This window comes from Cupriavidus sp. 01L415, from assembly GCF_056400065.1.
Map to the genome: position 1 here is coordinate 1 of NZ_JBFTSP010000016.1, position 23,211 is coordinate 23,211.

A 23,211-nucleotide genomic window follows, 5' to 3' on the forward strand; every position below is an offset into this window, starting at 1 on the left:
CTACACAGATGCGAACGTCATGGAGATCGTAGCGCTGGTGGCCATGTACTCCCTGACGAACTTCTTCAATAACGTGTTCGATCCCGAGAAGGACTTTCCCGCCGTCACGCCGGCTGGATCGATCTGAACTCTATCCGCTCGCATCGACCCTCGCCGAGGGTCCTGGAAGGTGTCATCTGATGCGAGCGCAATGCCAAAGCCCGGAGGCACCCAGGAAAGCGTCTTGGAAACGCGTCCGGGCTTTGCGTATGACCCGACAAGCCCAGGAGGCAAAAGGTGACGCTCAATCATCCAATTTTCACGCGCTGGCCGGTGCAGTACCCCGACCGGCTCCAGCTCTTTTCCTTACCGACGCCCAACGGCGTGAAGATCGGCATCATGCTGGAAGAGACAGGCCTCGCCTATGAGTCGCACCGCATCGACATCATGGCGAATGAGAACCACGATCCGGCCTTCCTCGCGCTCAACCCCAATGGCAAGATTCCTGCGATCTACGATCCTGACGGGCCGGCCGGACGGCCGCTGGCCTTGTTTGAATCGGGAGCGATCCTGATCTATCTCGCCGACAAGACGGGGCAGTTCCTCTCCACCGATCCTGGCACGCGCTACGAAACGATCCAGTGGCTGATGTGGCAGATGGGCGGTGTCGGACCGATGTTCGGCCAGGTTGGCTTCTTCAACAAATTCGCCGGCAAAGCCTATGAGGACAAGCGCCCGCGCGACCGCTACGCAACCGAATCAGCGCGGCTGCTCGGTGTCCTCGACAAACGGCTCGCGGGCCGCGACTGGGTGATGGGCGCTGAATATAGCATCGCCGATATTTCGCTGCTTGGCTGGGTGCGTAACCTGATCGGCTTTTACGAAGCGCGCGAGATTGTTGGCTTCGATCGCTTTCGTCATGTGCAGACGTGGCTCGATCGCGGCCTCGCGCGTCTGGCGGTTCAGCGCGGGCTCGAAGTGACGGCGGCCTAGCCAGAAACCAGGAGATCTCTTATTTCAGGAGTATTCCATGCAATCAGTCGAGATCAAGGCCATTGATCACTCCGATTTTGATATTTGGCTTCCGCTATGGAAAGGCTATCAGCGATTCTACGAAGTGGATATCCCCGAGTCCGTGACGCTCAATACCTGGAGGCGCTTCTTGGACCCAGGCGAACCGATGCATGCAGCGCTTGCCATGGTGGGAGAACAAGCATTGGGGCTGGTGCATTCGATCTACCATCGATCTACGTGGACGACGGGCGACTACTGCTATCTTCAGGACCTGTTTGTTGCTGACAATGCGCGTGGCGGCGGCATCGGTCGCTCGCTGATCGAGCATGTCTATGCGGAAGCGAGACGTCGCGGGGCGTCCCGTGTGCACTGGCTGACACACGAATCCAACCATAACGGCATGCAGCTTTACGACCGCATCGCTGATCACTCGGGTTTCATCCAGTACCGAAAGCTATTGGACTAACCCGCTGATACCAGTACCGTCCTCAGGACTCGTTCAGCGCATCACTATCCTCCCAGCCTGGCCGGTTCGCAACGTGTCCGATCGGCTCGTGTACTGGGGTCTTGCGGTGCGTACAACCGGTGTGCAATTGCAGTAAGACTGCCTTAGCGTTTCAAGTTATCGAGGTCCTATGTCCCAAGTCGACTGGCTCAGCCATCTCCTGCAAATGATCAACCTCACTGGCCAGCTGGAGGTCCGCTGCGTCTACGGGGCGCCATGGCGTGTGGCCTGGGATCAGTCCGCGCCGCACGAGATTCCCTACCACGTCGTGCTCAAGGGCCGGGCCATTATCGAGGATCCCGAGACGGGGACGACCAGGGAGCTGGTGGGCGGAGATATCGTGCTGTTGCCTGACGGCGCGGCGCACGTACTACACGATGGCAGCGGACATGCGCCGGGTCTTACGCACAATCGTCAGGGTTCTGCAGGATGGATGCTCAGCGAGAATGATGGCCAGGGCGAGCATCTGGACATGTTGTGCGGGCGATTTTTCATCGAGCCGCCCCATGATCGGCTAATTCGCGATTATCTACCCACGACTCTCGTGGTGCGGGCCATGGACGGCCGTAGTGAAGAGGGCATCGTGTCCGCTTCGAACCACCTGGCCAGTCTCATGGGGCTGATGCGCATGGAGTCCACCGGCGACAAGCCGGGCGGATTCGCCATGCTCAACGCGCTTAGCTTCGCGCTGTTCACACTGGTACTACGCGCGGCGAGCGAATCCGAACAGGCTCCAGCAGGCTTGCTGGCGCTTGCCGGCCATCCACGACTGGCCCCGGCCATTTCAGCCATGTTCGCCGATCCGGCGCGGCCCTGGAACCTGTCTGATCTGGCCGACTTGTGCAGCATGTCACGCGCCACCTTCATGCGGCACTTTCAGGCCAATCTGGGGCGCTCGGCCAACGAACTGCTGACCGATATCCGGATGAGCCTCGCAGCCAACGAGCTGAAGAAGCCGGCAATGACCACTGAGGCGGTGGCCGACTCAGTCGGGTATCGATCCGTATCGGCATTCCGGCGTGTGTTCACCGACAAGATGGGGATGACGCCGGGGCAATGGCGCCGCCTGGCGCGTGATGGCGAGTAATTCGCTTCGCTTTCGGACCGCCTCTTTTTTTTGATCCTTTTGGGCATTCTTTTGAGCAAATGCAGCCTCGAAATCGGTATCGGGTAGGCCTACAGTGGAGGCTCCTAACCACCCGGTGAACAACTTGAATGGGAAACCCCAATGACCGCTCGTGCAAATCAGTTTCGTCTACAGATCGCTGAAAAGAGCGCTGGATCGCTCTCTCTTCTGGCACCGCTCAGATGGGCGCTGGTCGTCATCTTTCTTTGGTTCGGTGGAATGAAATTCACCGCTTACGAAGCCAACGGCATCGCTCCGTTCATCGCCAACAGCCCCATCATGAGCTGGTTGCACACCCTATTCGGAGTTCAGGGAGCAAGTTACGTTATAGGTGCACTTGAGCTGTCGACCGCAGCGGCTCTGATTCTCGGCGCGTTGCAGCCCATTTTCTCTGCATTGGGAGCGGCGATGTCGTCTGCGACCTATCTGATCACGCTCACCTTCTTCTTGAGCACCCCCGGCGTGGCAGAAGCGACGGCGGGAGGATTTCCGGCCATTTCAGCTATGCCTGGTCAGTTCCTTCTTAAGGATCTTGTTCTTCTAGCTGCATCGCTTTCTCTCCTTCTGGCGTCCGTCCATGGCTCGCGGGCCGACGCTCAGAAGTCATGAGGTGAACGTGCGACGCCACTGACACCACGCTAGCAATATCGGTCGATGATCTCGAACAGACGACAGCATGATGTAGCGAGGTGCGGTTCAGGCGCTGTCGCAACCCCGAGCAAGAGACCAGGTAAGGCCCAGGATGGAGTCGCGAACCACGCAGATAACGGCGATGGCGCCATGCCAAAGTTCATCGCTTCCCGAGCGATCTGCACGTCGGGCGCGCCGTCGGGGAGCCTGAGGAGAATTGCCAGACCGGCCTTGATCCATTCCGTGTTGCGCATTCGCAGCTGCTCGCATAGTGCGTCACGCTGCGCGGAATATAGACGCTTGAGCCGACGGACGCGCCGGATGTAGTGGCCATCACGCATGAATTGAGCCGTGGCGAGTTGAACTACTGGTGAAGGCGCGGGCGCAAGCGTTGCAGCTACTTCGGAGAAAGGAGTGGTTAGTTCGGCCGGCGCCACAACAAATCCGAGTCGCAGCCCCGGGCTCATGGTTTTGCTGAAAGTACCTATGTGGATAACCCGTTTTCCCTCGTCCAAGGACGCCAAAGCGGGGGCCGCCCTGCCTTCGAGTTGTAGCTCGCCGAGGTAGTCATCTTCGATGATCCACGCGTCGCTCGAGACGGCCCATTCAAGCAGCTGAAGCCGTCGCCTCAAAGACAGGGTCGAGCCCAAGGGAGCTTGTTGACCGGGCGTCACGACGGCTAACGCAGCGTCTGCGGCGTTCTCGATTCCGTAGCCTACGTTGAGGCCTTCGGCGTCCACAGGCACCAGAACGATACTCAAGCGAGCGAGCTCTAGCGCCTTCCGGGTAACAATGAAACCGGGCTCTTCCATCCAAACCTTCTTACCGTCCAAACCTAACACTCGCAGTGCAAGACCTAAGCCGGAGCTGTATCCCGAAGTGATAAACACCTGCTCTGGGAAGCAGTGAAGGTTTCTGGAGATTGAGAGATAGCCTGCAATCTCTCGGCGTAGTTCGAGCTCCCCTCTGGGATCGGGATAGACCAGTGACGAGAAGGATCCCGTCTTCAATAAATTGGAAGAGCGCGCACGCGCGAAAAACCTGTCCGGCAGCCCTTTCAGCGCCGGAATGCCGAGCTGAAAGATCGCGGGCCCAGCGTTCATCTCCAGATAAGTTCTCATAAAAGCTCCGGGCTGCGGCGCTTCTGGTTGAGCCGCCGCCGCGCGGGGCCGCGGCGCCACGCGGGTGCCCCTTGCTCCGAATGTCTCGATTATCTGGGAGTCGGATAAGCGTTCATACGCCGCCTGCACTGTGCCGCGCGCCACGCCAAGGTGCGCAGCCAGGTCCTGCCATGAGGGCAGTCGGGTGCCAGGTGCGAGCAGGCCAGACTCTATTGCCCTGGCAATACTCATACGAATTTGTTCTGACAGCGGCAGCTTCGCTGTCCGGTCGAGGTGAATCTGCAGCTGCGAGTCCATATTCTTAGTACACACAAAAATGGGGAATCGTGGTTCTTATGTTTGTTCCATCGAAGGTTCAAACTGCGCCGGTCAAGACGGAGCGGCCGAACCATGATCTGGTAGGAGACTGAAAGTGGTACGTATCGTCACCAACGTGCATCAGAGCCGCACTACCGGCATCTGGGCAAACACGGAAGTGGAAGTCATCGAATATGGCGAACTGCAGGATGTGGCTCGCCCGATCGGATCCCAAAGCGTTAGCCTGCGGGCGGCCCTGCGTGAAACCGGCGGCCGTATCGAGGCACGCTACAAGCCGTCCAAACCACTTGCCGATAGCTATCGCGGCAGTGACCATCTCAGCCTGATCGAACGCGGCGGCGAGGCGTACGGCTATACCCCATTCATTCGCAGTTTCCGCTGTGTGGCGATCCATTTCGACGATGCGCTGCTGGGTGAGGCCTGCGGCACTGCCAGCGGCGCGGACCATTTCCACTCGCGCCTCATGTTCGAGAACAAACCGATCTGGGCCATGGCCGACCGGCTTGCGCTGGCATGCGTCACGCCGCGCATCGGCCAGCGGCTCTACTGCGAGAGCCTGGTCGGCATGCTCGCCGTGGAGCTTGCCAGGCTCGGCACCACTGCGCCGCTGCTGGCCTGCAAGGGAGGACTCGCGCCTTTCCGGCTACGCCGTATCCTCGATTACATCGAAGACCACCTTGGCGACAACATCGCCATCACGGAGTTAGCTGCCATGGCCGAAGTCAGTCTCCCGCATTTCATGCGCGCGTTTCGTACGTCCACCGGTGAGGCGCCGCTGCGCTTCATCATGCAGCAACGCGTCACCCGTGCCACGCGATTGTTGTTGGAAACCAGCGCGCCGCTGATCAAGATCGCACACGACTGCGGCTTCGCCGACCGGGCGCATATGACCACGTGCTTTCGCCGCATCGTCGGCAACACGCCGGCACGCATCCGTCGCGAGCGCTCGTGAGTCGCATGACGAAGCTGCCGAGTGGTCTGTGACGGGGTAGCTGGTGTCGTTCATGGCGATGTCCTTTCCACGATTCCCCGGCTTGGCACGTACCGGCGGCATGCATCGCCAAAGCGCATGAATAGCGATTGCGAGAGACGATCTGTGCTCGCGCTGACTTCCGGATGCCACTGAACGCCGATGACGAAGTCGGCATCCACGCCACGGATAGCCTCGATCAATCCGTCAGCATGCATAGCTTCCGCCGCCAAGCCTTCGCCCAGGGTACGAATACCCTGCATATGTAGCGATTCACGAGTGCTACGTCGGCCCGTAGCCAGTCATGGAGCCGGCCGTCCGGCGCAAGGGAAACTCTGTGTTTGTAGCGGTAGCGCAGATCGATCGGCTCCGACAGGTTTTCCCGATGGTGCTCGTTGTAACCGGCCGCATAGATATCGGGATGCAGTGTGCCGCCGAAGGCGACATTCATCTCCTGGAAGCCACGGCCGATCGCGAGCATCGGAAGGCCCTGCGACACAGCGCCGCGAATCAGTTGCACGGCGACATGGTCGCGCGCGGGATCGAGCGGAAGCCCCGCTGGCTCTTCGCCTCCGTAGAGAGCCGGAGCTACGTTGGAAGCGCCACCTGGGAACAGCAGACCGGACATGACTCTGAGATAGGGCGTGACATCGGAAATCGCGCTGGTCGCTGGAAGGAAAACCGGCGCAACGCCCGCTACATCGCTCAATGCACGGCGATAGCTTTCCTTGACGCCATGTTGATCGTGTTCACCGACAAAAAAACGGTCGCAGACAATTCCGACGAGAGGCAGGTTGGTGTGACACGGAAGGCTGGGTGGGGACGTCATGGCGGGGCTTCGCTTGTGCATGATGTGCTGGCAGCCGATGGTATGCGAAGGTGTCGCCGGCTTGAACGCCTGAGCGCTATTTGGCAGCACACTCATGAAAAACATGATTGAAGAAGAAAATGCCAGCCGGAGCCCGATGCGATGAAGTGGCGCTAACGGACGCGCACTGACACTTGACGGCACACGTTCGTCGACCAAACAGGCAATGTCGCAAGCTGGCCGGTCACGGTCGGCTCCCTACCGCCGAGCCGCTGGCCGACCCTTCCCTGCCTTCGGTCACTACGGTGCAGAGGACTGAATATCGAGCCGAAGCGATCGTTCGCGCCCTTCGGCAAGTTGTGAAAACAAGGCTGTCCCCGAGCTAGAACTGTGAATCGCAATTTTTCCGGAGGACGGGAAACCAGTCACGTGCGGAATAAATAAGGAAATCCATACCCCTCTCATTGGGAATCCATGACCCTGCAGGCCACGTGCTATAAGGCACATCGGCATCTGTGCACGTGAACGGGGATTGCACAGGTCGCTTGCAAACAAACGTAAACAACTTTTTGTCAGGGGAAATCATGGCCACCAAGATTATGCTCAAGCATCCGGCAAGCGGAATGCTTAAGAAGGGCTACTACGGGTACAGCTGGACTTATCTGTTTTTCGGTTTTTGGGTACCGCTCATCCGCGGCGAACTCGGTACGGCCGCATTGCACTTGCTGTTCGGCCTGGTGACGTTCGGCGGCTGGAATATCGTCATGTCGTTCCTCTACAACAAGCAGTACATGACCCGCATGCTCGTCGAGCGCAACTACGTACTGGCCGGCTCCGATTCCGAGAATGAATTCGCACGGATGAAGCTTGGCATTGCACCGACTGGCGCAGCCATCGCGGCCTGATTCCATCACGCCTAAACAGCGCCGTTGTTTTAGCAGCGGCGCTGTTTCTTTTGCTTCATCAAATCAATAACGGCTGATAGTCTTCAAGCCGGGAAATCAGTCGATTCCGACAGCAGCTTCCACGTCTGCGTTTCCGTCGTCACGTACGCATTCTTTTCGGCGATCGCCTTTAGCGTGTCGGTGCCAAGCGGCAGGCGCAATGGCTGCTCGGCATCTCGCGGGGACCCATCTCTTTGCGCTTCGAACTGAACGACGAGACGCCCCGCCCCCCTTTGGTGAATTCTCGGGCCGAGGCAGACATAACGGCGATGGGTTCTGCAGAAACATTGCTTACGGTTTGTCACAACCTCATCGTCAACGCCAAATCAACGTGGGTCGTTTTCACGGGTAAGCACGGCAACTTGCTGTGCCTCTAACCTCAAAGAAGGATTCATCATGAAGAAGCTGTTCGCCGCTGTCGCCTCCCTCGCCATCACCGGCGCCGCTTTCGCCCAAGGCGTTGCCCCGGCTCCCGCTGCTGCCCCGGCACCGGCCGCTGCGGTTGCGCAAGCCGCTCCGGCTCCCGCTGTGAAGGCTTCCGCCAAGACCGCTACCCATAAGCACGCCACCGCGCACGCCAAGGCCACCAAGGTGAGCACGGCGAAGGCTGCTGCTCCGGCCGAAGCGAAGGCCACCCCCGTCGCGGCTGAGAAGGTCGCGACGACCCCCACCGCCACGAAGCAGTAAGGCGGCGTCAGCGAGGCGGGCGGAAGGGTAGTCGTTCGAGCCAAACCTTCCGCAAGCCTTCAGCGGCTTCTCAAGAAAACAGCCGACTGATTGGTCGGCTGTTTTCTTTTTGGCTATCGCGATCGGTGAATTCTGTCCTGAACGTGATCGTGACGCCGGCTGCTAGGCGCGGCCGTTTGGGCTCTTACCCGGCGAGCGCCATCAAATCGCTCGCGTGGTAGACCAATTCATCCCAGTTCAGTGCGCCGTGTAATTGGGCCGCAAGATCGAGGCCACTCGCGAAGTGGGATGCGTAACTCTCTGGCCAGGTTCTGGCCATGCAGATGGCCGCAGCGACCGGCTCTGCCCGACCCTTCTGGGCCTTCAGTCGCTACGGAGCAGAAGACTGAATATTGTGTCGAAGCGGTCGTTCACACCTTTCGATATGTTGTAAAAACAAGGCATGCACCGGAGCTGGAGTTGTAAATCCCAATTTTTCCGGCGGACGGGAAGCTGGTCGCGGTCGATGATTCGTGTTCGCTCCTGCGAAGGCTCATGTGTCTTCCAGAACTAACGCTAGATCCGAGAGCATTACCACGGCAGTTGAATGAGCCATATCTCTATTCAACACGCTCCTCGTACTTATTAAGTTGCTTTAGGATAGATCGATTGTTTTTATACCGTATTTTGAGCGCAGCGAGGCGCTTATCTGTACCGGCACAGTAAATATCGAGGCTGTCTGCAATGAAGCTTCTCCTCTCAATCTGATCCGGACTGTCTCCTTCGAAAGGCTCGCCGCGAAAGTGGTCACATGTGTCGCGCTCAACAATGAAGGCTTTTACCTCTTCGGGATAAGGCGCGCTTTCAGCTCGAGCGACAAGAGAAGTCCCAAGAAGGACGAAAACCCCAGCGGACCTCAGTTTCATATGGGTTCCAATTTGACCGGGTGGCGGCGTATACGATACCAAATAAGCGCGGCATGCATGGCCGTGCCTGGGGGGCAACTAGAATTGCTTATCAATTGCGCAGATACGATCCAGACAAAGCCAAAACCAACGATTTTATTGGATAGTCGTAGCCATATCCGGCTTCGCCGGATGGCGGATTGTCGTTCATCAGCAGACGTTCACCAACCGACTGCGAGCGACCGCTTACGGCCGGTCTCGGTCCGACGCTCGCCGATCCGGGCGGCCTTCCCCGGAAACTGAAGTCCGCGATCAGCCACAAAAAAACGCGCCCCCGAGGGAGCGCGTCAGCATGTTGCCGGGTTCGTGCAGTCAGCTCAATTGCCGATGCCCAGCAATTCCACTTCGAAGTTTAGCGTGGCGTTCGGCGGGATCGTGCCGGGCACGCCGCGCGCGCCGTAGGCCGTGGCCGCCGGGCAGGTCAGCTTGGCCTTGCCGCCCACCTGCATGGTCTGCACGCCTTCCGTCCAGCACGGAATGACGCGGTTGAGCGGGAACGAGATCGGCTGGCCGCGCTTGTACGAGCTGTCGAACTCGGTACCATCGGTCAGCGTGCCGCGATAGTGCACCTTGACGGAGTCCGAGGCCTTGGGCGATGCGCCCGTGCCCTTGGTCAGGTGCTGGACCACCACGCCGGACGGCAGCGTTTCCGGGGCGGGCGCGGCGGCACTGGCAACGCCGGAGGCAGCGAGCGCGACGGCAGCGAGAAACAGGGAGAGGTTCTTCATGGGAATCTGTCGTGTCGGAGTCGTTGGGGCGGCGCCTGGAAGACGCCAGCCGGCAGTGTACCCGACACGTCACGCCCCGCCCTTCCGCCACTTTCCCTCGCGGATTCGCGTCGTGCCCGCCGTGCGCGGCATGCCCGCTCACTCGACGACGTCGCCCACCCAGACGCGGTCGAACGCCGCCGCGGCCTCATGCTGGATCTTGCGGACGGTCTCGGCATCGGGCGCCTCGTACTCGCACACCATCCGCATGCGGTCGGCCGCGATCAGGCTGCGTCTCCAGGTGACGTTGTACAGCGCGAGGCACGGCCGCTCGCGATCGGCCACGACCTTCATGTCCTCGTCGGACTGCGGCGTGGCAAAGCTGCGTTCCACAACGATGCGTGACATGGCTGACTCCTTTTAGGACTGAGGTGAGAACGCTTTCAGACTAGCGACGGCCCGTTGGCACGAGCGTTGGAATGGAGCGAAGTGCCGCGCCCTCCACGTCGCGCGACAGCAGGTAAAAGTCGGAGCGCTTCGGAGCGACCCGCGCCCTGGCCCATCACCCCTCCCCCTTCGATGCCCGCGCCGGCAGCGACGACATCAGCGCCCGTTCCAGCGCCGCGACGGCGCGCGCGCCGGGCCGCTGGCCCGCGATCAGCCAGCGAAGTTCGGCCAGCCATTGCGCGTGGGCGTCGCGATCGCCGTTGGCCGCCGCGGACTGTGCCAGGCAGGCCGTGGCGATGACCGACTCCGTCAGGCGCCGCACCACGCGCGCGGCCGCCAGCGCATCGTGCGCGCACGCGGCGGCCACGTCCCACTGGCCGCGGGCCATGGCTAGCTGCGCCGCCGCATTGAGCGCATACGCCAGATGCGCCTTGTCATCGCTGGCATGCAATGCGCCGAGCGCCGTCGCCAGCGCGCTGTCCGACAGCGGGTCCTCCGCTGCATGCGTGCGCCGGATGGCCGACAGCGCGCCCAGCGCATCGGCAAACGGCGCGCCCGATTCCCCCATGCGCCGCGCCACGTCGCCAATCTCGGCGGCAAGGGCGATGACGGCCTCGTCGCGTCCCAGCTCGAACGAGAGGGTCGCCAGCCACACGCGGCACTCGTACTCGCGCCAGTGATCGCCCCGCGCCTGCGCCAGCGCGCAAGCCCGTGCCACCTGCGCATGCGCCGGTTCGGCGCCGCCATCGACGCGGGCCAGCAGCCCTTGCCCCCACAGCAGCTCGATTACCTGCAAATCCAGCGTCTGCGCCAGCGCGTCGGCATCGCCAAGCATGGCGCGCGCACGCGGCAGGTCGCTTTCGACTTCCAGCAGGCATCGCGCCGTATTGGCCAGTTGCTGGCAACGCGTGGCGGCGTCCGCCTTGCGGCTCATGCGCTCCGCCGCCAGCGTGGCACGACGCACGCTTTCCACATCGTTGCCCTGTTGGCGCAGCCACGACAGGATGTGCAGGCCGCTGGCGGCGGCATCGTGCAGCGCGAGGGCATCGGCATCCGCAATGGCACGTTCGATGGCGTCGGCCAGCGCCGGCAGCCGGCTCGCGCCGCATCCGGCAGCGGCCATCACCCGCAGGCGCAGCAGCCGGATCTCCAGCCGCACCCGCGCGGCCCCTGCCGGCAGGCGTGGCAACGTGGCCAGACCCCGGTCGGCCACGGCAGCGGCCTCGCCGTTGGCGTAGACGCGCAGGCATTGCTCGGCGGCATCGGCGCAGGCCTGCGCGGTCATTGCCGCGTCATCAGCCAGGCTGGCATGGTGAACCACTTCACCATGCAGACGCGGATCGTCCGCGCTGGCCGCGATCATCTGGCGCGCGATGAGACGGTGCATCATGCGCCGGCGCGGCGGCGACAGGCTGCGGTACGCGGCTTGCCGCACCACATCGTGACTGAAGTCCACCAGCCCGTCGGCCCCGGTCCGCAACAGGCCGCGCCGAGTCAGGCGGTCGAGCGTGGCCAGCGCCTGCGCTTCGGCGATGTTCGCCAGACCGGCCAGCCATTCCGGCGCCAACGCGCGGCCCACGGCCGCCGCCCATACCAGCAGCTCGCGCGCGGGAGCATCCAGCGCATCCAGCCGGTCCGCCACCAGCGCGTCCAGCGTCCGCCCGCCCTGACTCCCTTGCCCCTCCTGTCCGCCCTGCCCCGCGGCATGCGCGATCTCCAGCGCAAAGAGCGGGTTGCCGCCACTTTCGCGCGCCACGGCCTGCGCATCGAGCGTCGCGCCCGCCGACGCCAGCAGTGCGGAGATCTCCCCCGCTGACAGCGGTGCGAGGTCGAATCGCATCATGAATCCCGCGCGTGCGAGCGCATGCAGCATGCGCGTGGCGCAGCGGTTATCGTCGATCTCCCCGGGACGCGCCGCGCCCGCCAGCACGACGCGTGGATCGCCCTGCAGCGTGCGGACGAGGTAGTGGAGCAGTGCCGCCGATCCTTCGTCGATCCACTGCAGGTCATCCAGCGTCAGGACCACGGGCTGCCGCGCCGCCAGCGCCAGCGCCAGCAAGGCATCGGCAACGGACTGGAACAGCCGGGCGCGTCCCGCCTCATGGTCGATGGCCTCGTCGCCGGACGTGGCCGCGCCGAACGGTGTCATCGCGAGGGTGGCGCCACCAGCGGCCTCGCCGCCGCCCACACCTCCGACACCGCCACCGTCCACATTGCCAACACTTCGCCACGCATCCAGCCAGAGTCCGTATGGACGGACCATTTCCGCCTCATAGCAGCGGCCGCGCAGCACGCGCCGGCCAGCGGCATGTGCCAGCGAGGCCAGATGGTCGAGCAGCCGCGTCTTGCCCAGGCCCGGCTCGCCGACAAACATGGTCAGGCCTGGCGAGCAATCGCCCGCCGCCAGTTGGGCAATCGCGGCACGCTCCGCCTCGCGCCCGGTGAGCGGTGGAAGCGGTGGAAGCGGCGGCAGCGATGGAGATGGCGATGGCGACGGCTGCTGCGATGCGGCTGTCGGTGTCGATGCGGGTGTCGATAAAGGAATCGATGTCGGCATCGGCTGCGGCCGCGACAGATGCGGCAGCCCGGGCGCCTCGGCAGGCTCGCCCGCAGGCGGCGCGGATGCAGGCGCCGGTGCCGGGCCGGCGCGATGGCTGGCCGCCTGCACCGCGCGGCGCGCCCGGTGGATCGCGTCGTCCAGCGGACCATGATCGGCGGCGCTCAGCTCGCGCCGCAGCAGGTCCCGCGCATACGCATAGTGCTGCTCGGCGTCGGGGTAGCGGTCCGCCGCCGCCAGCAACGTCACCAGCGTCGCGTGGGCGGACTCCGCCAGCGGCTCAGCCGCGACCAAGGCGCGCCCGTGCGGCAGGGCGCGCGCCGGATCGTCCTGCAAACGGGCGATCAGCGTCGTCAGCACGTCATGACGCACCGCGTCGTAGCGTTCCCGCTCGGCCGCGCACCAGTGATAGAAGCGATAGCAGTTGGCCAGGTCCAGTCCGGCCAGGAATTCGCCGTGCAGCAGCGCGGCGGCAGCTTCGAGCGACGCCAGCGATGCCGTCTGCGCGCCGCCGGCAATCAGCGACATGAGCTGCACGATATCGACGGGCGCACCATGCGCGGCAAACGCGACGCGCTCGCGATCCGCTTCCAGCCGGACGGCCGCCGCGTCATCCAGCACCGGACGCAGCTTAGTCAGGCTCCAGCGAAGCGCGGCGCGCGGATCGTCGGGACCTTCCCAGAGCAAGTCGCACAGGGCCTGGCGCGATTGCGGCGCGCCGGTGGCGATGAGGTAGCCGAGCAACGCGCGTGTGCGCCGCGAGGCGGGTAGCGGCACCGGCTGGCCGTTGCGCATGACGGACAAGTCGCCCAGCAGGCGCACGGAAGGAGGCAGGAGGCCGGCATCGGTATGTGCGATGTCCTCGCTCGCTGCCATGTCGCACCTCCCTGGGTCGATGGCCGCGCCGTCGCTGCGTGGCCGGCGGTCCGGCACGGCCGTATCAACGGTGGTGCCAACGGTGGCCACGCATAGTGAAGCCGTGCAGCGACAACGCAACGCATGTCACAGGCGCTGCAGGCCGGCGTGCTGAGATCAAGGTAGCACATGGCCCCACCCACTTCCAGACCACAAAGGAGGCTCATCATGCTCATCGCCAGGTGGCAGATCGACGCCCGTTTTGGGCACAAGCAGGAGGTCATCGGCCGCCTGCAGGCATGGGCGCGCGACATCGCGCCACAGGCGGGATTGCTGCGCGGCCGGCTTCTCACCGGCTCCGTCGGCGCGCGCGAAGCCACGGTGGTTCACGAGTGGGAAGTCGCCGATCTGAGCGAGCTCGACCGCGCGTGGGCCGAGCTGGGCAAGATCGCCGCGCACGCCCAGTGGGGGCGCGAGCTGGAGCCGTTCGTGGTGTCGGGGACGGCGCGGTGGGAGATCTACCGGGTCATCGATCCGTCAGCCTGATCAGGGCGGCTTCATGGCGCCATCAAGGCGCCCTCGCCCCCCTCAGGACACACCCTGGCCCGCCCGCCACGCCGCGTAGCGCGCCTTGTTTTCCTCATTGGGCGGATAGAGTCCGGGCAGCGGCGTGCCCCGGCCGACCTCTTCCATGATCCAGCCCTCCAGCCGCTCCTGCTCCACCGACGCGGCCACCACGTCGGCGAGCATCGCGGCGGGAATCAGCACGGCGCCATCCTGATCGACCACGATGACGTCGTTGGGGAAGACGGCCACGCCGCCGCAGTCGATCGGCTCCTGCCAGCCGACGAAGGTCAGCCCCGCCACCGACGGCGGCGCCGCCGTGCCCTGGCACCAGACCGGCAGCCCGGTTTGCAGCACGCCCGCCACATCGCGGACCACGCCATCCGTCACCAGCGCCGCCACGCCGCGCTTCTGCATCCGCGCGCAGAGGATGTCGCCGAAGATCCCGGCATCGGTCACGCCCAGCGCGCCCACCACCGCCACGCAGCCTGCCGGCATGGCCTCGATGGCGGCGCGCGTGGAAATCGGCGACGCCCACGAGGCTGGGGTGGCCAGGTCCTCGCGCGCCGGCACAAAGCGCAGCGTGAACGCGCGCCCCACGATGCGCGGCAGCCCCGGCGCCAGCGGTTGCGTGCCGCGCAGCCAGACGTTGCGCAGGCCGTGCTTGAGCAGCACCGTGGTCAGCGTGGCCGTGGAGACGGATTGCAGGGCATCCCGGATGGCGGGGTCGATTGCGAGCGGTTCGGTCGTCATGGTGCGATCCAAGCGGAAGGAAAGGGAAATGCCTCAGCCCAGCGCGGCGGCGGCGCGAGCATCATGGCGCGCCAGTCGGGCCAGCAGGTGATCGACCTCGGCACGCGCCGTGGCCGACATGGCCGCCGCTGGCTTGCGCTGCGCGGCGGACGTCAGCAGCCCGCGCCGCATCATCACGTACTTGCGCACGGCCAGCCCGGCGCCGGGCTGTTGCTCGTAGCGCAGCAGCGGCAGGTGGACATCGAACAGGTCATGGGCGGCCTCGCGCTGGCCCGCCGCGTGCAGGCGCACCACATCGCACAGCATGTCCGGGAAGCAGTAGCCCGTGTTGGCGCCATCGGCGCCGCGTTCCACCTCGTAGTCGAGGAACAGGCCGTTGTTGCCGCACAGGATCGAGATATGCCGCATCGATCCGTCCGTCTCGAAGCCCCGCAGCGTGGAGATCTTCTCCAGCCCCGGCCAGTCTTCATGCTTGAGCATCACGCACGACGGCAGGTCCTGCACGATGCGGCGGATCACCCCCGGCGTCATCTGCACGGAGAACGTGAGCGGATAGTCCTGGATCACGAATGGCACGTCGGCGCCGATGGCTTCCACCGCCTGGCGGTAGTAGCCGACGATCTGGTCGTCGGTGCGCAGCGTGTTGGGCGGGGCGATCATCACGCCGGCCGCGCCACGGTCCATGACCTCGCGCGTGAGCGCGCGCATCGCCGCAAAACCGGGCGCCGACACCCCCACCACGACCGGCAATTGCCCCGCGCGGCGGATCATGCGCGCGGCCACATCCACGGATTCGGCGTGCTCCAGCTTGGGGGCTTCGCCGAGCTGGCCCAGCACCGTGATGCCGGTGGCGCCGCAGGCGACGTAGAAGTCGGTCAGCCGGTCGATCGATGCGGTATCGATCGAGCCGTCGTCGAAGAACGGGGTGGGGGCAATCGGGAAGACGCCGCGGGCGTCAGCGGTCAATGGCATGGTGGCTCCTGCATGGGAAGTGGCAAGTTTGCTAGCATGCCACGATGGACGTCCGATTCTTGCAAAGCTTCGTTACGGTGGTCGATGTCGGTTCGCTCGCGGAAGCGGCGCGCCGGCTGGACCTGACGCCGGCCGCAATCGCGGCCCGGCTGCATGCGCTCGAGGAAGAGCTTGGCGTGCCGCTGGTGCGGCGCGCGGGCCGATCCGTGGTGCCAACCGAGGCCGGCATCCGCATCCTGGACCGCGCCCGGCAGATCATTCGCGACATCCGCGACATGAACACGGTGGCCAGCGGCGATGCGTCGCTCGGCGAATTCCGGCTGGGTTCGTTCGTCACGGCCATGGGCAGCATCGTGCCGCCGCTGCTGGGGCGGCTCTATCGCCAGCATCCCAACGTGACCCTGTTCGTCAAACCCGGCCGCTCCATCGAGCTGTGCGAAAGCCTGGTGCGCGGCGAGCTGGACGCGGCCATCGTCGTCGAGCCGCAGTTCGCCGTGGCCAAGGGCTACCAGTGGGAAGAATTCATCGCCGAGCCGCTGGTGGTGGTGGCGCCGGCGTCGATGGTCGGCCAGGACCCGCACGCGCTGCTGGCGACCCAGCCGTTCATCCGCTACGACCGCTCGGTGCTCGGCGGCCAGCTGGCGGACCGCTACCTGCGCGACCACAACCTGCGGCCGCACCAGCGGCTGGAAGTCGACGGCCTGATGGTCATCGCCGCGCTGGTCAGCGAGGGCCTGGGCGTGGCGCTGGTGCCGGACTGGGCGCCGATGTGGGACGGGCGGCTCGATATCGCCCGCCTGCCGCTGCCGGACCGCGCTCCGGTGCGGCGCGTCGGCCTGATCTGGGCCACGCACGGCCCCCGCGCCTCGCTGGCCGAGGCGCTGCTGGCCGAGGCGCGCGCGCTGTTCGGCACCGCCCGCACCGAGGCGGCGGCACCGCGCACGCGACGCAAGGCGACGCGGCAAGCCTGAGACCACGGCGCTATTCCGGCGTCTTGCCACGGGTCTCGGGCGCGCGCAGGAAGTCGAAATCCACGCCCTGGTCGGCCTGCGTCACCGTCTGCAGGAACAGCTTCAGGTAGCCGCGCGGTGCGCTGGGCTCGACCACCGGCGACGCCGCGCGCCGCCGCGCGAGCTCCTCGTCCGGCACCAGCAGGCTCAGTTCGCGCCGGCTGACACTCAGGCGGATGCGGTCACCGGTACGCACCAGCGCCAGCGGGCCGCCCACCGCCGCTTCCGGCGTGACATGCAGCACCACCGTGCCGAACGCGGTGCCGCTCATGCGGCCATCGGAAATCCGCACCATGTCCTTCACGCCCGCGCGCGCCAGCTTGCGCGGGATCGGGATGTAGCCCGCCTCCGGCATGCCCGGCGCACCCTTGGGGCCGATGTTGCGCAACACCAGGATGTCGTCGGCCTGCACATCGAGGTCGTCCGTGTCGATGCGATCGACCAGGTCCTGCGAGTCCTCGAACACGACCACGCGGCCCTCGTGCTCCATCAGCTTCGCATCGGCGGCGGACTGCTTGATGATGGCGCCGCCCGGCGCGAGGTTGCCGCCCAGCACCGCGATGCCGCCCTGCGGGTAGATCGGATCGGCGATCGTGCGCACCACGTCCTGCTTGAAGCCGGGACCGGCCGCCTCGATTTCCTCGCCCAGCGTGCGGCCCGTGACCGTCAGCGCATCCAGACGCAGCAGCGGCTTCAGCTCGCGCAGCAGCGTGGCCATGCCGCCCGCCTTGTGGAAATCCTCCATGTAATGCTGGCCGCTCGGCTTCAGGTCCAGCAGCACGGGCGTCTCGCGGCCCATGCGGTCGAGCGCCTGCATGTCGATATCCAGCCCCATGCGTCCGGCGATGGCCGCCAGGTGCACGATGCCATTGGTGGACCCGCCGATGGCCAGCAGCACGCGCATGGCGTTCTCGAACGCCGCCGGCGTCAGGATGCGGTCGATCGTCAGACGCTCCTTTGCCATCGCCACCGCTCGCGCACCGGTCAGCTCGGCCATGCGGATGCGGTCGGCGGTCACGGCCGGCGGCGTGGCCGAGCCCGGCAGGCTCATGCCCATCGCCTCGGCCAGGCAGGCCATGGTGCTGGCCGTGCCCATCACCGAGCAGGTGCCCACGCTGGCCACCAGCTGGTTGTTGACGTCGGCGGTTTCCTCGGCATCGATCTCGCCCGCACGGAACTTGCCCCAGTAGCGGCGGCAGTCCGTGCACGCGCCCACGCGCTCGCTGCGATGCGAGCCCGTCAGCATCGCCCCGGTCACCAGCTGGATCGCGGGCACGCCGGCGGAGGCCGCGCCCATCAGCTGCGCCGGCACGGTCTTGTCGCAACCGCCGATCAGCACCACGGCATCCATCGGCTGGGCACGGATCATCTCTTCCGTGTCCATCGACATCAGGTTGCGCAGGTACATGCTGGTGGGCGCGGCAAAGCTCTCGTGCACCGAGATGGTCGGGAAGGGCATCGGCAACCCGCCCGCCAGCATGATGCCGCGCTTCACGGCGTCCAGCAGCTGGGGCATGTTGCCGTGGCACGGGTTATAGGCGCTGCCGGTATCGGCAATGCCGATCACGGGACGATCGAGCGCGCTGTCCGTATAGCCGGAGCCCTTGATGAACGCCTTGCGCAGGAACAGCGAGAAGCCGAGGTCGCCGTAGTTGGTCAGGCCCTTGCGCAGGCCGCCCGCGCCGGGCTGGCCGGCGTCGGTCGATGCGGGGGTCAAGTCCTTGGGGGGCGTGTCCTTGGGTGTCTGGGTCATGATTCGAATGGGCGATGAAGTCGCGCGTGGATTGGCGCTGAACCCGGCGATGAAGCGGCCGGTCAGCTATCGGATTTGATCTGGGCGTCGGTAATGACCTTTTCCCAGCGGGTGACCTCGGTCCGCAGGCGATCCGCAGCCTTGTCGGGCGAGGTCGGGCTCAGGGCGTAGACGCCCTGCTTCAGGAACTGGTCCTTCACATCGGGCGCTTCCAGCATTCTGGCGATGGCCGCGTTCAGGCGCTCGACGACCGGCGCGGGAGTGCCCGCGGGTGCCAGCACGCCGAACGTGGAGCTGACGTCGAGCGCCGGCATGCCGGCCTCGACGGCCGACGGCACGTCCGGCAGCATCGAGATCCGCCTCGGCGCGGCCACGGCCAGCGCGCGCAACTGGCCGGCCTTGATGAACGGCTGCGCGGCGGGCACGGTCTCCACCATCATGTTGACCTGCCCGGCCACGAGGTCGGTCATGGCGGGGCCGCTGCCCTTGTAGGGCACATGGACCATGTCGATACCGGCCTCCTTGCGGAAGATTTCGGCAGCCATGCGCTGCGGCGCGCCGGCGCCCGACGACGCGTAGTTCAGCTTGCCGGGGTTGGCGCGGCCAAACTGGATCAGTTCCTGCAGCGTATGCACGGGGAGCTTGGGATTCACGACGACCACGAGTGGCACCGAGCCTACCACCATCACCGGCGCGAAGTCCTTGACGAGGTCATAGCGCAGCTTGCCGCGTTCCAGCGTGGCCATCGTCGAATGGGACGTCAGCGCGCCCATCAGCAGCGTGTAGCCGTCCGGTGCGGCCTTGGCGACCACCTCCGCGCCGATATTGCCGCCGGCGCCGCTGCGATTGTCGACGACCACCTGCTGGCCGAGCGCTTCACTGAGCTTGGTGGCGATGATGCGGCCGATCACGTCGGTCGCGCCACCCGGCGGGTACGGCACCACCAGCCGGATCGGCTTGTCCGGCCACGCGGCGAAAGCCGGTGAGACACGAAGCGCCGTGGTCGTGGCCAGGCCGGCCATTCCGGCCAGCAGCATGCGGCGACGGGCCGCGCGGGTGAGGTGGGTCATGGGGTCTCCGGTGTCATTGTTATGTAGACAGCGCGGAAAACCGGGGGCCGGCCTCTCTGGGCCGGAGGACGCGCTGCAGGCCACAGTCTGGCCCCAGCCGGAAGAAGAAAAAAGCGATTTTCAGACGGATGAACCAAAAAATTCTTATCGTCTGCGCCAGCGCATCCGGACGCCGGCGCAGACGGCGCGCGGCTTACTGCTTCAGGAATGCCAGCAGGTCTGCATTGATCACGTCGGCATTGACCTCGCACATGCCGTGCGAGAACCCGGGATAGGTCTTGAGCACCGCGCCCTTGACGATCTTTGCCGACATCCGCCCGGCATTGTCGATCGGCACGATCTGGTCGTCCTCGCCGTGGAGGATCAGGGTCGGCACGTCGATTTTCTTCAGATCCTCGGTGTAGTCCACCTCCGAAAACTGCCTGATGCACTCGTACTGACCCTTGATGCCGCCAGCCATGCCCTGTGCCCAGAACGCATCGATGGTGCCCTGCGAGGGCGTGGCGCCCGGCCGGTTGAAGCCGTAGAACGGCAGGGCCAGGTCCTTGTAGAACTGCGAGCGGTTGCCCGCGACCCCCTTGCGGATGCCATCGAACACGTCGATCGGCAGGCCGCCCGGATTGGTCGCGGTCTTGAGCATCAGCGGCGGCACGGCGCCAATCAGCACGGCCTGGGCCACGCGCTTCGTGCCATGACGCCCGATGTAGTGCGCCACTTCGCCACCGCCCGTGGAGTGGCCGACCAATGCCGCGCCCTGGATGTCGAGCTTCTCCAGCACGGCGGCGAGGTCGTCGGCATAGGTGTCCATGTCATTGCCCTCCGACGGCTGGCCCGAGCGGCCGTGGCCCCGGCGGTCATGCGCGATCACGCGAAAGCCCTGCTGCACGAAGAACAGCATCTGCGCGTCCCAGGCGTCGCCGCTGAGCGGCCAGCCATGCGAGAACACGATCGGGCGACCGGTGCCCCAGTCCTTGAAATAGATGTCGGTGCCATCCTTGGCAATTGCGAAAGGCATGATGCGTGCTCCTTGCGAGGGCAGATTGAGGAAGAACGATTGGTGCGGGTCGGCCACGGCGCATGGCGAAGGCGCTGCGGCGACACAAGGGGAACTGCGTTGAAACCGGGATGAAACAGGGATGAAGCCCGCCACATGCGGCGCGCCGGCAAACGATTCATGAAATGCCATCGGCCGGACAAAGGCAAGGCGTGAGGCGCAGGCTTCACAAGAATTCACGCGGCGGCGGTGCGATCCGTTTGCTAAGCTGATCTGGTCCGCTTTGCCGTCAACCGGGTTCCGCCAACAGGAGATCTGTCATGGGCCAGCGCATCACCATCGCCGTGCCGGACGGCAAATTCGCCGCCTATCTCGCCACGCCCGAGGCCGCCAATGCGCGCGGCACGGCCATCGTGGTCATCCAGGAGATATTTGGCATCAACGCCGACATGCGCGAGACCTGCGACAACTTTGCACGCGAGGGCTTCGTGGCGATCTGCCCGGACCTGTACTGGCGGCAGGAACCCAATGTGGAGCTGACCGACCAGACCGAGGCCGAATGGAAGAAGGCGCTGGCGCTCTATGGTGCGTTTGACGTCGACAAGGGCGTGGCCGACATCGACGCGACGATCACCGCGGTCCGCCAGCAGCCGGGCGTGACCGGCGGCGTCGGCACGGTGGGCTATTGCCTCGGCGGGCTGCTGGCCTTCCTGACCGCCACGCGCACCGGCGCGGATGCCGCCGTGTCGTACTACGGCGTCGGCATCGACAAGCACCTCGACGAGGCGCCAACGATCTCGAAGCCGCTGCTGATGCACATCGCCGAGGAAGACGAGTTCGTACCCAGGGAAGCCCGCGCGACGATCATCGAGACGCTGGAGGACAGCCCGCACGTGGAGATTCATTCCTACCCGGGCTGCCAGCACGCGTTTGCGCGCATCAACGGCGTGCACTACGTGGATGCGGCGGCCAGGGAGGCCAACGCGCGCACGCTGAAGTGGTTTCAGGCCATGCGCTGACGTTAGCTCAGCTCCGGTCAGGTCGGCTCAGTTCACGTCAGCGCATGCGGCGCAGGCCGCGCCGGCCAATCTGTTCGATTGCCGCGCACACGATGAAATAGATCACGGCCACGGCCGCGAAGATCTCCATCGCATAACCCATGTTGCGGCCGTTCACCTGCGTGGCGGCCGTCGACAACTCGACCACGCCCACCACGTAGGCCAGCGACGTGTCCTTGGTCAGCGATACCCACGTGTTGGCCAGCGACGGCAGCATCGCCCGCAGCGTGGGCGGCAGCACGACGAGCCGCAGCGACTGCGCGGGCGTCATGCCGAGCGCCAGCGCCGCCTGATGCTGGCCTCGGCCGATAGCGGCGAACCCGGCCGACATGGTTTGCGCGATGTATGACGCGCCGATGGCCGCCAGGGCCACGACGACGGTCGAGACCTCCCCCACCTGCACGCCGGCCAGCATCGGCAGCAGGAAGTACGTCCAGAAAATCAGCATCACCACGGGAATCGCCCGCAGGAAAGCCAGGCCGGCGCGGACCGGCCGCGCGACGATGGCCGGCGCCAGTTCGAGCCAGCACGCCAGGCCGATGCCAAGTATCGTGGCGCCCAGGCAGGCCAGCAGCGCCATCCAGAGCGTGAGCGCCGCGCCAGCGAGCGCGCCCTGCGGAAATGCGCCCTTGAGCAGGTACGGCAACTGGCCGGCAACGAGATGCAGCGCGGTATCAGGCATGCATCGCACCCGTCCACTTCATCCTGCGGAACAAGGGCGGCGCGGCGGCCTGCAGCAGCAGGATCAGCGCCACGTAGAGCAGCGTGGCCACGCCGAACGCCTGGAAGGCCAGCAGCGAGTCGGTTTCCACCTGTCTTGCGGTGTAGGAGAGTTCGGCGAAACCGATCGCCATGGCCAGCGACGTGTTCTTGATCGTCATGCAGAACTGCCCGACCATCGGCCGCGCGGCGATGCGCAGGCCTTGCGGCAGCACGATACGGCGCCACGCCGCCCCGGGCGCGAAGCCGAGCGCGAGTGCCGCAGTGAATTGTCCGGGCGGGACGCTGGCGAGGCCGGCTTCGATCTCACGCACATAGAATGCGCTCGCATAGAGGCCGATGCCGAACGCCGCCGCCAGTGCTTCCAGCGACGGCGCCGGCAGCGTGACCGCGCCCAGCGCGATGCCGCGCCAGTCGGAGATCGCACCAATGGCGCCGTCGCCCAGCCACTGCGCGGCACCGAAATACCAGAAGAACAACTGCACGAGCAGCGGCGTCTTGCGCAGGAAGGCCACGGCGAGCCGGGTCGTCCATCGCACCGGACGCCACGGCGAGCGGCGCATCAGCAGCCAGACCGCGGCCAGCGTGCAGCCGAAAGCGAACGCCGCCAGCGACAGCGTGATCGTCATGACGAAGCCGCCCAGCAGCCATTGGAGGTACTTGGGCGGCAGCGATTGCCAGAGCATGGCGTGCATGATTCACAGC

At 65.2% G+C, this 23,211-nt stretch carries 22 protein-coding genes and 3 pseudogenes; 11 read left to right on the plus strand and 14 right to left on the minus strand.

Annotated elements, in window-relative coordinates; translation table 11 throughout:
• From AC1DOX_RS20560 to AC1DOX_RS20580, 5 genes and pseudogenes are all read left to right on the plus strand, one after another.
• A pseudogene (locus AC1DOX_RS20560) lies at positions 1 to 127 on the plus strand (carboxymuconolactone decarboxylase family protein); the annotation flags it as partial.
• A gap of 149 nt (positions 128 to 276) precedes the next feature.
• Complete coding sequence (locus tag AC1DOX_RS20565; protein ID WP_441620236.1) at positions 277 to 972, plus strand: glutathione S-transferase N-terminal domain-containing protein; 696 nt, start codon at positions 277 to 279, stop codon at positions 970 to 972.
• A 37-nt stretch (positions 973 to 1,009) separates the two neighbouring features.
• Complete coding sequence (locus AC1DOX_RS20570; RefSeq protein ID WP_441620238.1) at positions 1,010 to 1,459, plus strand: GNAT family N-acetyltransferase; 450 nt, start codon at positions 1,010 to 1,012, stop codon at positions 1,457 to 1,459.
• A 169-nt stretch (positions 1,460 to 1,628) separates the two neighbouring features.
• Entirely contained in the window at positions 1,629 to 2,585 is a 957-nt protein-coding gene (locus tag AC1DOX_RS20575; RefSeq protein WP_441620240.1) for an AraC family transcriptional regulator, read from the plus strand.
• Positions 2,586 to 2,726: 141 nt separating this feature from the next.
• Complete coding sequence (locus AC1DOX_RS20580) at positions 2,727 to 3,233, plus strand: YkgB family protein (protein ID WP_441620242.1); 507 nt, start codon at positions 2,727 to 2,729, stop codon at positions 3,231 to 3,233.
• Positions 3,234 to 3,262: 29 nt separating this feature from the next.
• Here AC1DOX_RS20580 and pdxR read toward each other — a convergent pair whose 3' ends face one another.
• Positions 3,263 to 4,672, minus strand: a complete 1,410-nt coding sequence (pdxR, locus tag AC1DOX_RS20585; protein ID WP_441620244.1) for a MocR-like pyridoxine biosynthesis transcription factor PdxR — start codon at positions 4,670 to 4,672, stop codon at positions 3,263 to 3,265.
• A gap of 115 nt (positions 4,673 to 4,787) precedes the next feature.
• Here pdxR and AC1DOX_RS20590 point away from each other — a divergent pair, with 115 nt between their 5' ends.
• Entirely contained in the window at positions 4,788 to 5,645 is an 858-nt protein-coding gene (locus AC1DOX_RS20590) for a helix-turn-helix domain-containing protein (protein ID WP_441620246.1), read from the plus strand.
• 50 nt (positions 5,646 to 5,695) lie between these two features.
• On the opposite strand, the pseudogene AC1DOX_RS20595 reads toward AC1DOX_RS20590, so the two are convergent.
• Positions 5,696 to 6,597: pseudogene (locus tag AC1DOX_RS20595) on the minus strand (gamma-glutamyl-gamma-aminobutyrate hydrolase family protein).
• 458 nt (positions 6,598 to 7,055) lie between these two features.
• Here AC1DOX_RS20595 and AC1DOX_RS20600 point away from each other — a divergent pair.
• Positions 7,056 to 7,376 carry a hypothetical protein gene (locus AC1DOX_RS20600; RefSeq protein ID WP_029050109.1) on the plus strand — a complete coding sequence of 107 codons (321 nt, stop codon included), beginning with the start codon at positions 7,056 to 7,058 and terminating at the stop codon, positions 7,374 to 7,376.
• An 83-nt stretch (positions 7,377 to 7,459) separates the two neighbouring features.
• Here the strand turns inward: AC1DOX_RS20600 and AC1DOX_RS20605 are convergent.
• Positions 7,460 to 7,579, minus strand: a pseudogene (locus AC1DOX_RS20605) (short-chain dehydrogenase/reductase); the annotation flags it as partial.
• Between the two features lie 232 nt (positions 7,580 to 7,811).
• Between AC1DOX_RS20605 and AC1DOX_RS20610 the strand changes: the two are divergent.
• Positions 7,812 to 8,102: a hypothetical protein gene (locus AC1DOX_RS20610; RefSeq protein WP_441620248.1), complete on the plus strand. Its 291-nt coding sequence runs from the start codon at positions 7,812 to 7,814 to the stop codon at positions 8,100 to 8,102.
• Between the two features lie 599 nt (positions 8,103 to 8,701).
• Here the strand turns inward: AC1DOX_RS20610 and AC1DOX_RS20615 are convergent.
• From AC1DOX_RS20615 to AC1DOX_RS20630, 4 genes are all read right to left on the minus strand, one after another.
• The gene (locus tag AC1DOX_RS20615; protein WP_441620250.1) at positions 8,702 to 9,007 is read right to left on the minus strand and encodes a hypothetical protein; all 306 of its coding nucleotides are present in this window, start codon (positions 9,005 to 9,007) and stop codon (positions 8,702 to 8,704) included.
• A 356-nt stretch (positions 9,008 to 9,363) separates the two neighbouring features.
• Entirely contained in the window at positions 9,364 to 9,774 is a 411-nt protein-coding gene (locus AC1DOX_RS20620) for an FKBP-type peptidyl-prolyl cis-trans isomerase (protein WP_092139617.1), read from the minus strand.
• A gap of 138 nt (positions 9,775 to 9,912) precedes the next feature.
• Positions 9,913 to 10,161, minus strand: coding sequence for a nickel-binding protein (locus AC1DOX_RS20625; protein WP_441620253.1), 249 nt, complete (start codon positions 10,159 to 10,161; stop codon positions 9,913 to 9,915).
• A gap of 154 nt (positions 10,162 to 10,315) precedes the next feature.
• Positions 10,316 to 13,633: an ATP-binding protein gene (locus AC1DOX_RS20630; RefSeq protein ID WP_441620255.1), complete on the minus strand. Its 3,318-nt coding sequence runs from the start codon at positions 13,631 to 13,633 to the stop codon at positions 10,316 to 10,318.
• A 207-nt stretch (positions 13,634 to 13,840) separates the two neighbouring features.
• Between AC1DOX_RS20630 and AC1DOX_RS20635 the strand changes: the two genes are divergently transcribed.
• A complete protein-coding gene (locus AC1DOX_RS20635) occupies positions 13,841 to 14,158 on the plus strand; it encodes a hypothetical protein (protein ID WP_441620257.1) in 318 nt (105 codons plus the stop codon).
• 42 nt (positions 14,159 to 14,200) lie between these two features.
• On the opposite strand, the gene AC1DOX_RS20640 is transcribed toward AC1DOX_RS20635, so the two are convergent.
• Entirely contained in the window at positions 14,201 to 14,929 is a 729-nt protein-coding gene (locus AC1DOX_RS20640; protein WP_441620259.1) for a ribonuclease activity regulator RraA, read from the minus strand.
• Between the two features lie 33 nt (positions 14,930 to 14,962).
• A complete protein-coding gene (locus tag AC1DOX_RS20645) occupies positions 14,963 to 15,901 on the minus strand; it encodes a dihydrodipicolinate synthase family protein (protein WP_441620261.1) in 939 nt (312 codons plus the stop codon).
• A gap of 44 nt (positions 15,902 to 15,945) precedes the next feature.
• Here AC1DOX_RS20645 and AC1DOX_RS20650 point away from each other — a divergent pair, with 44 nt between their 5' ends.
• Positions 15,946 to 16,872 carry a LysR family transcriptional regulator gene (locus AC1DOX_RS20650; RefSeq protein WP_441620263.1) on the plus strand — a complete coding sequence of 309 codons (927 nt, stop codon included), beginning with the start codon at positions 15,946 to 15,948 and terminating at the stop codon, positions 16,870 to 16,872.
• Between the two features lie 10 nt (positions 16,873 to 16,882).
• Here AC1DOX_RS20650 and AC1DOX_RS20655 read toward each other — a convergent pair whose 3' ends face one another.
• From AC1DOX_RS20655 to AC1DOX_RS20665, 3 genes are all read right to left on the minus strand, one after another.
• Positions 16,883 to 18,664 carry an IlvD/Edd family dehydratase gene (locus AC1DOX_RS20655; RefSeq protein WP_441620265.1) on the minus strand — a complete coding sequence of 594 codons (1,782 nt, stop codon included), beginning with the start codon at positions 18,662 to 18,664 and terminating at the stop codon, positions 16,883 to 16,885.
• A 62-nt stretch (positions 18,665 to 18,726) separates the two neighbouring features.
• Entirely contained in the window at positions 18,727 to 19,734 is a 1,008-nt protein-coding gene (locus AC1DOX_RS20660; protein ID WP_092139603.1) for a Bug family tripartite tricarboxylate transporter substrate binding protein, read from the minus strand.
• 193 nt (positions 19,735 to 19,927) lie between these two features.
• A complete protein-coding gene (locus tag AC1DOX_RS20665; protein ID WP_441620267.1) occupies positions 19,928 to 20,749 on the minus strand; it encodes an alpha/beta fold hydrolase in 822 nt (273 codons plus the stop codon).
• Between the two features lie 299 nt (positions 20,750 to 21,048).
• Here AC1DOX_RS20665 and AC1DOX_RS20670 point away from each other — a divergent pair, with 299 nt between their 5' ends.
• Entirely contained in the window at positions 21,049 to 21,747 is a 699-nt protein-coding gene (locus AC1DOX_RS20670) for a dienelactone hydrolase family protein (protein WP_441620269.1), read from the plus strand.
• Positions 21,748 to 21,784: 37 nt separating this feature from the next.
• On the opposite strand, the gene AC1DOX_RS20675 is transcribed toward AC1DOX_RS20670, so the two are convergent.
• Positions 21,785 to 22,468 (minus strand): amino acid ABC transporter permease, encoded by a 684-nt coding sequence (locus AC1DOX_RS20675; protein WP_441620271.1) that lies wholly within the window; start codon positions 22,466 to 22,468, stop codon positions 21,785 to 21,787.
• Positions 22,461 to 23,201 carry an amino acid ABC transporter permease gene (locus tag AC1DOX_RS20680; protein ID WP_441620273.1) on the minus strand — a complete coding sequence of 247 codons (741 nt, stop codon included), beginning with the start codon at positions 23,199 to 23,201 and terminating at the stop codon, positions 22,461 to 22,463. The genes AC1DOX_RS20675 and AC1DOX_RS20680 overlap by 8 nt, the downstream gene beginning before the upstream one ends.
• Positions 23,202 to 23,211: the final 10 nt, after the last annotated feature.

Coding starts and splice junctions, on each gene's coding strand:
- AC1DOX_RS20680 (WP_441620273.1), bottom strand. CDS start 23,201: ATGCACGCCATGCTCTGGCAATCGCTGCCGCCCAAGTACCTCCAATGG.
- AC1DOX_RS20640 (WP_441620259.1), bottom strand. CDS start 14,929: ATGACGACCGAACCGCTCGCAATCGACCCCGCCATCCGGGATGCCCTG.
- AC1DOX_RS20670 (WP_441620269.1), top strand. CDS start 21,049: ATGGGCCAGCGCATCACCATCGCCGTGCCGGACGGCAAATTCGCCGCC.
- AC1DOX_RS20615 (WP_441620250.1), bottom strand. CDS start 9,007: ATGAAACTGAGGTCCGCTGGGGTTTTCGTCCTTCTTGGGACTTCTCTT.
- AC1DOX_RS20600 (WP_029050109.1), top strand. CDS start 7,056: ATGGCCACCAAGATTATGCTCAAGCATCCGGCAAGCGGAATGCTTAAG.
- AC1DOX_RS20580 (WP_441620242.1), top strand. CDS start 2,727: ATGACCGCTCGTGCAAATCAGTTTCGTCTACAGATCGCTGAAAAGAGC.
- AC1DOX_RS20575 (WP_441620240.1), top strand. CDS start 1,629: ATGTCCCAAGTCGACTGGCTCAGCCATCTCCTGCAAATGATCAACCTC.
- AC1DOX_RS20620 (WP_092139617.1), bottom strand. CDS start 9,774: ATGAAGAACCTCTCCCTGTTTCTCGCTGCCGTCGCGCTCGCTGCCTCC.
- AC1DOX_RS20635 (WP_441620257.1), top strand. CDS start 13,841: ATGCTCATCGCCAGGTGGCAGATCGACGCCCGTTTTGGGCACAAGCAG.
- pdxR (WP_441620244.1), bottom strand. CDS start 4,672: ATGGACTCGCAGCTGCAGATTCACCTCGACCGGACAGCGAAGCTGCCG.
- AC1DOX_RS20655 (WP_441620265.1), bottom strand. CDS start 18,664: ATGACCCAGACACCCAAGGACACGCCCCCCAAGGACTTGACCCCCGCA.
- AC1DOX_RS20650 (WP_441620263.1), top strand. CDS start 15,946: ATGGACGTCCGATTCTTGCAAAGCTTCGTTACGGTGGTCGATGTCGGT.
- AC1DOX_RS20610 (WP_441620248.1), top strand. CDS start 7,812: ATGAAGAAGCTGTTCGCCGCTGTCGCCTCCCTCGCCATCACCGGCGCC.
- AC1DOX_RS20625 (WP_441620253.1), bottom strand. CDS start 10,161: ATGTCACGCATCGTTGTGGAACGCAGCTTTGCCACGCCGCAGTCCGAC.
- AC1DOX_RS20645 (WP_441620261.1), bottom strand. CDS start 15,901: ATGCCATTGACCGCTGACGCCCGCGGCGTCTTCCCGATTGCCCCCACC.
- AC1DOX_RS20570 (WP_441620238.1), top strand. CDS start 1,010: ATGCAATCAGTCGAGATCAAGGCCATTGATCACTCCGATTTTGATATT.
- AC1DOX_RS20630 (WP_441620255.1), bottom strand. CDS start 13,633: ATGGCAGCGAGCGAGGACATCGCACATACCGATGCCGGCCTCCTGCCT.
- AC1DOX_RS20675 (WP_441620271.1), bottom strand. CDS start 22,468: ATGCCTGATACCGCGCTGCATCTCGTTGCCGGCCAGTTGCCGTACCTG.
- AC1DOX_RS20665 (WP_441620267.1), bottom strand. CDS start 20,749: ATGCCTTTCGCAATTGCCAAGGATGGCACCGACATCTATTTCAAGGAC.
- AC1DOX_RS20660 (WP_092139603.1), bottom strand. CDS start 19,734: ATGACCCACCTCACCCGCGCGGCCCGTCGCCGCATGCTGCTGGCCGGA.